The organism is Pseudomonas sp. ArH3a (assembly GCF_022648765.1).
In the GTDB taxonomy this organism is placed as follows: Bacteria; Pseudomonadota; Gammaproteobacteria; order Pseudomonadales; family Pseudomonadaceae; genus Aquipseudomonas.
The window spans coordinates 2991560-3000994 of record NZ_CP080330.1 but is presented as its reverse complement, the minus strand read 5'-3'; the positions used below and the strand labels follow the sequence as shown (position 1 = coordinate 3000994).

The 9435-nt window shown below is 62.8% G+C and carries 5 protein-coding genes and 2 riboswitches; all 5 genes read right to left on the bottom strand.

Translation table 11 applies throughout. The features are described 5' to 3' along the window. Positions 1–205 precede the first annotated feature (205 nt). Positions 206–808 carry a VWA domain-containing protein gene (locus K0P33_RS13795; RefSeq protein WP_083360413.1) on the bottom strand — a complete coding sequence of 201 codons (603 nt, stop codon included), beginning with the start codon at positions 806–808 and terminating at the stop codon, positions 206–208. Positions 809–861: 53 nt separating this feature from the next. Beyond that, positions 862–1860, bottom strand: coding sequence for an AAA family ATPase (locus tag K0P33_RS13790; protein ID WP_242155727.1), 999 nt, complete (start codon positions 1858–1860; stop codon positions 862–864). Between the two features lie 96 nt (positions 1861–1956). Further along, positions 1957–5718, bottom strand: a complete 3762-nt coding sequence (gene cobN / locus K0P33_RS13785) for a cobaltochelatase subunit CobN (RefSeq protein ID WP_242155724.1) — start codon at positions 5716–5718, stop codon at positions 1957–1959. 3 nt (positions 5719–5721) lie between these two features. Next, entirely contained in the window at positions 5722–6789 is a 1068-nt protein-coding gene (cobW, locus tag K0P33_RS13780; protein ID WP_094952739.1) for a cobalamin biosynthesis protein CobW, read from the bottom strand. A gap of 92 nt (positions 6790–6881) precedes the next feature. Beyond that, a riboswitch (cobalamin riboswitch) is annotated at positions 6882–7082 on the bottom strand. 839 nt (positions 7083–7921) lie between these two features. Continuing rightward, the gene (locus K0P33_RS13775) at positions 7922–8863 is read right to left on the bottom strand and encodes an IS110 family transposase (RefSeq protein ID WP_094953916.1); all 942 of its coding nucleotides are present in this window, start codon (positions 8861–8863) and stop codon (positions 7922–7924) included. A gap of 335 nt (positions 8864–9198) precedes the next feature. Further along, positions 9199–9404: riboswitch (cobalamin riboswitch) on the top strand. The last annotated feature ends 31 nt before the right edge of the window (positions 9405–9435 follow it).

The window sequence follows — 9435 nt, the reverse complement described above, 5'->3', positions numbered from 1 at the left end:
TGCTGAAAAGTCACGGTTGAGGAGAAAGTCCGTTTTCATCTGCCGCTTGCATAGGGTGTGCTGGGCGCCCTGAAAAAACTGCGGGCGCAGCCGGGGGCCTGAAGAGGCTTCCAGCAGGCTTGGAAAATTAAGGGATTTGGCAGGTAGGGGGTGACATGGGAAGCGGGGACAAGCGGGAATCAAGCAGGGTTCACTTTTATTGCAGTTACACGGCGTCGATATGCCGATAGTCCAGGTGCAATTGCAGCGCCAGCTGTTTGGCCCGGCCGAGAGTGATCGGCCCGCGCTCGATATCCACCAGCACACCCGGGCAATCGAGCAGCGGCAGGCCGTCGATAGCCTTGAGCCGCCCATCGGTAATCACCAGCAAACGCTGCTGCTCGGCGGGGTAACGCTGGCGCCGCGCGTGCAGCCACTGCCCGGCTTCGGACAAGGCCGCCAGCAACGGCGTGCCGCCGCCGGCGCCGAGCTGAGCGAGCCAACCGGCCAAGCCTTTGGCGGCCTTGAGGCCCTGCACTTGCCACTTCGGCGAGTGGCCGCTGGCCGTGAGTAACGCCATGCGCGCGCGTTGCCGGTAAGCGTCATCAAACAACTGGGCGAGCAGGCCTTTGGCGTCGGTCAACGCGCCATGGCGCCGCGTGGACGCCGAGGCGTCGACGATCACCAGCCACAACTCATGGGCCGCGCGGTTGCGCAGGTGGAACAGTAGATCCTCACGGCACTGCGGCCGGCCGCCGAGCAAGGTGCCGGGCCAGTTGATCGCGCCGTGTTTGGCGCTGCGCGCCTTGCCGTGCCTGCCTTTGTCCAGTCGCCCCGCCTTGGGCCGGGCATCCGCCCCCGCGTCAGGTCGGGGGCGAATGCCTAGGGCTTTTTTGGCCAGGTGGGTACTTCCCGGCGTGCGCCCGTGGGCAAGGCCGGCGCGGGCATGTCGCCCCACTGGCCCTGGCCAGGTGAAGTGTCTGAAGCCTGGGGCGCCTGGCCTTGATTGGGCGGGCTTGCCGGCGGGGTTTGCGCTTGACGACGATGGCGCAAGGCAAACTCGGCCACCGCTTCGATGTCTTCCTCGGCGATGGCGGTAGCGCCACGCCAGGCCGCATGGGCGCGGGCGCCGCGCAACCAGACGAGGTCAGCGCGCAAGCCATCGACCCCGGCGGCAAAACAGCGCTCGGTGATCTGTGCCAGCGCCTGGTCATCCAGCTCAATGCCGTCGAGCTGTGCTCGCGCCTGGGTGCAGCGTTCACGCAAGGCGGCTTGCGGCTCGGCCCACTGCGTGCAGAACGCGGCGGGATCGCTGTCGAAATCCAGCCGGCGCCGGATGATTTTCCCGCGCTCGGTGGGCAGCGTTTGCCCGCTTAATGCCACGTTGAAACCGAAACGGTCGAGCAGCTGCGGGCGCAACTCCCCCTCCTCCGGGTTCATGGTGCCGATCAACACAAAACGTGCCGAGTGGCGATGGGAAATGCCATCGCGCTCGATCAGGTTGGTGCCGCTGGCGGCCACATCCAGCAGCAGGTCCACCAAGTGGTCGGGCAGCAAGTTGACTTCATCGACGTACAACACGCCGCCATCGGCCTTGGCCAGTACGCCGGGGGAAAACTGCGCACGGCCTTCGCCCAGTGCGGCGTCCAGGTCCAGGGTGCCGACCAGGCGTTCTTCGGTGGCGCCCAACGGCAAAGTGACGAACTGACCACTGGCGAGCAGGTCCGCCAGGCCACGTGCCAGGGTGGACTTGGCCATGCCGCGCGGGCCTTCGATCAGCACACCGCCGATTTTCGGGTCGATGGCGGTGAGGCACAGCGCCAGTTTCAGGTCGTCGGCGCCGACCACGGCGGACAGTGGGAAATGTGGAATATCAGTCATGCACGTTCTCGTTAAATTCTGCGGCACAGGTAATTTCCTGTGGGCGGCCTTGTTGTGGCTAGCCTGCTTGTTGTGGCTGCCGCTTGTTGTGGCGCGCTAGCTGCCTTCTTCTATGTCCAACAACAGGTTTTCCAACGCCTCGCGATAGGCGCCCGGCTCTTGCCACATGCCACGCTGCTGGGCTTCGAGCATGCGCTCGGTCATGTCGCGCAGGGCATCGGGGTTGTGCTGCTGCACAAAGGCCCGGGTGTCAGGATCGAGCAGGTACGCGTCAGCGAGCAAGGCGTATTGGTGATCATCGATCAGTGCGGTGGTGGCGTCGAACGCGAACAGGTTGTCCACGGTTGCGGCCATTTCGAACGCACCTTTATAGCCATGACGCTTCACGCCGTCGATCCACTTGGGGTTGGCGGCGCGGGAACGGATCACCCGGTTCAGCTCTTCCTTCAAGGTGCGGATCTTCGGCAAGTCGGGCTGGCTATGGTCGCCATGGTAGCTGGCGGCCTTATCGCCGCTCAGGGTTTCCACGGCGGCGAGCATACCGCCCTGGAATTGGTAATAGTCGTTGGAGTCGAGCAAGTCGTGCTCGCGGTTGTCCTGGTTTTGCAGGACCGCCTGCACCTGGCTCAGGCGCTGGGCGAACTGTTCGCGGGCAGCGGTGCCTTCATCGGAACCACCGTAGGCGTAGCCACCCCAGTTCAAGTAGACCTCGGCCAAGTCCTCGCGGCTCTGCCACAGACGACCGTCAATCGCGCCCTGCACGCCCGCGCCATACGCCCCCGGCTTGGCGCCAAAGATGCGCCAGCCGGCTTGTTTGGCTGCGGCTTCTGCGTCCAGGCCCGAGAGGCGCAAGGCCTCACGCTCACTGCGCACCTTGGCCGCCAGCGGGTTCATATCATCCGGTTCATCCAGGGCCGCCACCGCCTGCACCGCCGCATCGAACAGGCGGATCAGGTTGGCGAACGCGTCACGGAAGAACCCGGACACGCGCAGCGTCACGTCAACACGCGGGCGGTCGAGCAAACTGATCGGCAGGATCTCAAAGTCATCCACCCGCTGGCTGCCCGTGGCCCAGACCGGGCGCACGCCCATCAACGCCATGGCCTGGGCGATGTCGTCGCCGCCGGTGCGCATGGTGGCCGTGCCCCAGACCGACAGGCCGAGCTGACGCAAGTGATCGCCATGGTCTTGCAGGTGCCGTTCAAGGATCAGGTTGGCGGATTGGAAGCCAATGCGCCAGGCCGTGGTGGTGGGCAGGTTGCGCACGTCCACGGTAAAGAAATTGCGCCCGGTGGGCAGCACATCCAGGCGCCCGCGACTTGGCGCGCCGCTGGGGCCGGCCGGTACGAAAAGGCCGCTCAAAGCATCCAGCAAACCGCGCATTTCCGCCGGCCCGCACGCGTCCAGGCGTGGCGCGACGACGATGCGCAGGCTCTCAATGACCGACTTCACATCCTCCCAACCGGGCTCTTCAAGTTGCTCAAGCGGCCCTTCCAGCGCTTGCTCGATCAAACGCGCGGCATACAACTCCAGGCGCTCGCGGGTATCACCGGCGGTGCGCCAGCGCTGTTGATCGATTTGCTGCAACACCTCGGGGCGGCGCCCGGTCCAGGGCTCGGCCAGCGCACAATCAAGCGGGTCAAAACCCAGCTCGAAGGCCTTGGCCAATACGCGCAGCAAACTCGATTGCGGGCCACGGCCATCGCCGCGCGGGATGCGCAGCAAGGCCAGCAAGGTGTCGATGCGCAAGCGGCCTTCGGGCGACTCGCCAAAGATATGCAGGCCGTCGCGGATCTGCGACTCCTTCAAGTCGCACAGGTAGGTGTCCAGGCGCGGCAGCCAGACCGCCGCGTCGGCGTCGTTATCCAGCTCAAGTTCCTGGTCGATACGGGTCTCGCGCACCAGCTTGAGGATGTCTTTTTGCAGTTCGAGCGCGCGGCGCGGGTCGAGCAATTGCGCCTCATAATACTCGTCCGCCAACAGCTCAAGATTGCGCAGCGGGCCGTAGGTTTCGGCGCGGGTCAGCGGCGGCATCAAGTGGTCGATGATCACCGCCTGGGTGCGGCGCTTGGCCTGGGCGCCCTCACCCGGATCGTTGACGATAAACGGGTAAATGTTCGGCAGCGGCCCGAGCAGCGCATCAGGCCAGCAGTTTTCCGACAGCCCCACGCCTTTGCCCGGCAGCCATTCGAGGTTGCCGTGCTTGCCTACGTGGATCACGGCGTGGGCGCCGTAGGTGTGGCGCAACCAGAAGTAGAACGCCAGGTAGCCGTGAGGCGGCACCAGGTCCGGGTCGTGGTACACCGCGCTGTGGTCGACCTGATAACCGCGCGCCGGCTGGATGCCGACGAAGGTCAGGCCAAAACGCAGGCCGGCGATCATCAGGCGGCCGTCGCGGCACATCGGGTCGGTGTGGGGTGCGCCCCAGCGCTCCAGCACGGCTTGGCGATTGGCTTCGGGCAAGCGCTTGAACAGCGCCTCGTAATCATCCAGGCCCAGGCTTTGATGGCACGGGCGCAGGTCGAGGCTGTCGAGGTCGTTGGTCACGCCACCGAGCAATTCGTGGATCAGGGCGGTGCCGCTGTCGGGCAACTCACGGGGCAGCGGATAGCCTTCGGCTTGCAGCGCGCGCAGGATATTCAGCGCCGCCGCCGGCGTATCCAGACCCACGCCGTTGCCGATACGGCCGTCGCGGGTCGGGTAGTTGGCGAGGATCAGCGCGATGCGTTTATCCGCGTTCGGCACCCGCGCCAGTTCGACCCAACGGCGTGCCAGCTCAGCGACGAAATCCATGCGCTCGGGCGCGGCGCGGTAGCACACCACGTCGGACTGGCTGCGCTCGCTGCGCCAGGCCAGGTCCTTGAAGCTGATCGGGCGGCTGATAATGCGCCCGTCCAGCTCCGGCAAGGCGATGTGCATCGCCAAGTCGCGCGGGCCGAGGCCTTGTTCGCTGGCCTCCCAGCCGGGCTGGTTGTCCTGGGCGCAAATTGCCTGGATTACCGGGATATTGCGGCGAAACGGGCGCAAATGCGGCGCTTCGGGGCTGGATTGGGCAAACCCGGTGGTGTTCAGAATCACCGCCGCCTGCACTTCATCCAGCAAGTCCTCGACCACCGTCAGGCAGCCAGGCTCTTTCAAACTGGCCACCGCCATCGGCAACGGGTTAAGGCCCGCCGCCTGCAAGCGCTGGCAGAACACATCGATAAAACCGGTATTGGCCGCCTGCAGGTGCGAGCGGTAAAACAGTACCGCAGCCACGGGGAAATCCGGCTGCCAATCCGCCTGCCAATCATTCAGGCGTGCGTTGGCTATGTGCGGGTGATAAATCGCGGTGCGCGGCAAGGTTTGCGGCTCGGCCCAGGCGTAGTCGCGGCCCAGGTAGCGGCTTGCCAAACAGCGATAAAAATCCAAGGCATTGCCCAGCCCGCCCTGGCGCAGGAAGTGCCAGAGGCGATCACGATCGTCTACGCCTACGGTGCTGAGGCTGCTGAGTTCCGGGTCCGGGCGGTCATCGCCCGGCACCAGGATCAGTTGCACGCCGCGCTCGGCCAATTCCACCAGGCGCTCGATGCCGTAGCGCCAGTAACCGATGCCGCCGTGCAGCGAAATCAGGATGACCTTGGCGTGGCGCAGCACCTCATCGACGTACAGGTCGACCGAGGCGTGGTTTTGCACCTGCATCGGGTTGGCCAGGCGAACGCTTGGGTAGTCGTCGGGCAGCTGTTGAGCCGCTTCGGCCAACAACGCCAGGCTGGAATCACCGCTGCACAGGATCACCAGTTCAGCGGGGGTTTGGCCTAAGTCGGCAATATTGTCGTCGGAGACGAAACCACCGGGCTGGGTCCTGAGCAGGTGCATGGGTTAAACGCTGAGCGCTGCGCGCAGCTGCGCTTCGAGGCCCGCCGCGTCCAGTTCCTGACCGATCAGCACCAGGCGCGTGATGCGTGCTTCGTCGGCGCCCCAGGCACGGTCAAAGTGCTTGTCGAAACGCGTACCCACGCCCTGGATCAGCAGGCGCATCGGCTTGTTCGGGATCGCGGCGAAACCTTTGACGCGCAGGATGCCGTGCTGCACCACCAACTGAGTCAAGGCGTCGAGCAGCAACGCTTCGTCGGCTTGCGGCAGGTCGATGGAGATGGAGTCGAAGGCGTCGTGATCGTGGTCATGCTCGCCTTCATCGTCGTGGTGATGGTCGTGGTGGCTGTGGCGGCCGTCGATGTGTTCTTCGGAGCCGGCGCCCAGGCCGATCAGCACGTCCAGCGGCAGGCGACCGCTGCTGGCTTCGATGACCTTCACGGCGGGCGGCAGCTCTTCGGCGACTTCCAGGCGCACGCGGGCCAAGTCTTCAGGGCTGATCAGGTCGGCTTTGTTGAGGATCACCAGGTCAGCGCTGGCCAGTTGGTCGGCGAACAGCTCGTGCAGCGGCGATTCGTGATCCAGATTCGGGTCGAGTTTGCGCATGGCGTCGACCTGGTCCGGGAACGCCGCAAAAGTGCCAGCGGCCACGGCTGGGCTGTCGACCACGGTGATCACTGCGTCAACGGTGCAGGCACTGCGGATTTCCGGCCACTGGAAGGCTTGTACCAGCGGTTTTGGCAGGGCCAGGCCGGAGGTTTCGATGAGGATATGGTCGAGGTCGCCGCGACGGGCAACCAGTTCGCGCATCACCGGGAAGAACTCTTCCTGCACGGTGCAGCACAGGCAGCCGTTGGCCAGTTCGTACACGCGGCCGTTGGCTTCTTCTTCGGTGCAACCGATGGAACACTGCTTGAGAATTTCACCGTCGATGCCCAACTCACCGAACTCGTTGACGATCACGGCGATGCGACGGCCCTGGGCGTTGTCGAGCATGTGGCGTAGCAAGGTGGTTTTGCCCGAGCCGAGAAAGCCGGTAACGATGGTGACGGGGAGTTTGGCCAGTGTTTTCATCGGATGCCCTTTGGGGCGGGCATACGGGACGATAGGCCCTGCGACGGCGCGCAGCAGCGGATTTCGTCACCGGATCACCCCGCCCGGTTGAAGTAGAAAATCGGTTGCGAGGCAGGTCTCCTGGCTTGGGGCGTGCGGGTCTTGCGACCGGCGCTGGCTGCGCCTTCCCGCCGTATTGGCAGTGGCGTGGCAGTCAGCTAAACCCTTTACAGTTGCGGGGGCAGCCGCGGCTTGGACCGCGTTCCCTTCTTAGCTTCGGCGTGGGCCGAAGAACCTCGAAGGTGCAAGGCTACGCAGTGCGTGGGGGATGGTCAATGATGGGGTTGGGTTGGTTGGTTGGTTGGTTGGTGTACATATCCGTTCTTGCCGTAACGGCCACTAATGGTTCCGCTCTTACAGCGGCTCACTTTGGAAAAGCCCCAAAGTAAGCAAAGGGCTCTTGCCCCACCACTCGGCACCTCGCCTAGGCTCGGTGTGCCCTCACTCCGGCTTTGGAGCGGGGGCCGCCGCCATGGGCCATCCTTGGCCCATCGCGGCTAAACCGGCGTCCTGCCGGTTTACCCCCGCTCCAAAGCCTGCGTTCGGCCAGCGTGGTTAACGGGGCGCCTCAGATCAAGATCAAAAGCACGGCGGCCTAGTAGCCGACCTGAGTGGTTAGATCAAAAGCAAGCCGAGGCGGCCTGACAGCCGACCTGATCTTGGAAGATGAAACTCAATCAAATGTGGGAGCTGGCTTGCCTGCGATGGCATCGGCTGGTTATGCCTGACACACCGAGGTGCTTGCATCGCAGGCAAGCCAGCTCCCACAGAAAAGCAGAGCACTGCGGTGCTGGCAGCCAAGCCCGCTCCCACAGTTGGATCTCGGTACATCAGACAGAGAGTGTGCTGCTGTGCTTTTGCCCTGCTTTTGCTTCTACCACTCAGGTCGGCTACTAGGCCGCCGTGCTCTTGCTCTTGCTTTTGATCTTGATCTTGATCTTGATCTTGATCTGAGGCGCCCCGTTAACCACGATGGCCGAACGCAGGCTTGAATCCGTGGGTAACCCGGCAGGACGCCGGGTTAGCCGCGATGGGCCAAGGATGGCCCATCGCGGCGGCCCACGGATTCAAGCCGAAGCAACCGTGTCGAAATTCAAGCCATTTCAGCGAAATGCTTTTGATCGCGCACCATCGCATTCAAGATCGTCAGCAGCTTTCTCATGCATGCAACCAGCGCTACTTTCTTCGTCTTTCCTGCAGCAAGCAGATGGTTGTAGAACCTCTCGATCACCGGGTTATGGCTCTTCGAGGACAAGACGGCCATGTAAAGCACACTTCGAACCTCAGCTCGACCACCCCATATCCGTCTACGCCCTTTGTAGAGGCCGCTATCGCAGTTAAAAGGCGCCACACCAACCAAGGCAGCCACTTGTTTGCGATTAACCTTGCCCAGCTCCGGAACCATCGCCAGCAGCGAAAGTGCGAGCACGTTGCCAACACCAGCGACCTCGCGTAGCAAATCATAATTGGCCTTCCAGACCGGGGAAGCCTTGATGGCTTCGTGCAAGTCATCGTCTGTGCTTTTAAGCCGCTTTTGAAGCCAGGTGATATGTGCCTTGATGTCTCTTCGAAGTGCCTTGAATACCGCCTGCTTCAGCCGAGACTCCTCCGCCACGATCATGTCGATGAGTTGGCGGCGTCGAGTGAGTAGATCTGCCAGCTCACGAGTGTGTTCATCTGGCATCTCTCGAATCTCGGGTTTGACCGCCTGGGCAAACTCCGCAATCACCTGGGCATCCAGAGCATCGGTTTTAGCCAACCGACCGGTAGCTTTGGCGAAATCACGCACCTGGCGGGGGTTGACGACAACGACTGGCAGTCCCGCAGCGCAAAGCTCCGCAGCCGCAAGCCGCTCATATCCCCCAGTTGCTTCCAACACCACCAAAACCGGCTCCTGAGCCTTGAGATGTTTAGCTAAACGCTGGATATCTTCTTGAGTATTGAAAAACTGTTCGACTTGGCCAGTGGTGCTGACAAATGAGTCGAGCTTGTTTTTGGAAACATCAATTCCGACAAACGCAGAGTCATGGTCCATGGTGTTTTCCTCACGTCCAACCTTGCAGAATCGGGCTTCGCGCCCTGGCAACCGTTCGGACTAGTTTAGGAAGGAATCTGCTTCGACCCACGCTCACTCACGATCTCGAAATCCGAGGGCATAACGGTCTGAAGCAGATGAAAATCATCTTACAAGGGCACACCGAGCCTAAGCGAGGTGCCGAGTGGTGGGGCAAGAGCCCTTTTGGTTACTTTTGGGGCTCTTTTCCAAAAGTGACCCGCTGTAAGAGCGGAACCCTACGAAGCCGTTGCCGCAGCAACGGATATGTACCCCAAAAAAACTCCCAATTGACTCCCCTCCCACCCCCATGCTCTCCTACACATCTTGTTTCGGGTGCCCTTCACAGGGTGAAACGGGAAACCGGTAAATCATGCATACATGACCAGTCCGGTGCTGCCCCCGCAACGGTAAGCGAGCGAAGCGTCACAGCCACTGTGCCTGCAAGGCATGGGAAGGCGATGCTTTTTAGACCCAGTGTCCCTCGCAAGCCCGGAGACCGGCCCGAAAAATCAGATAACAAACCCGCGGTGGGCGGGCGCTGTTCAGAACCC

Excerpts from the sequence above, each read along its gene's own strand:
- K0P33_RS13790 (WP_242155727.1), bottom strand. The coding sequence starts at position 1,860 with ATGACTGATATTCCACATTTCCCACTGTCCGCCGTGGTCGGCGCCGAC.
- cobN (WP_242155724.1), bottom strand. The coding sequence starts at position 5,718 with ATGCACCTGCTCAGGACCCAGCCCGGTGGTTTCGTCTCCGACGACAAT.
- K0P33_RS13775 (WP_094953916.1), bottom strand. The coding sequence starts at position 8,863 with ATGGACCATGACTCTGCGTTTGTCGGAATTGATGTTTCCAAAAACAAG.
- cobW (WP_094952739.1), bottom strand. The coding sequence starts at position 6,789 with ATGAAAACACTGGCCAAACTCCCCGTCACCATCGTTACCGGCTTTCTC.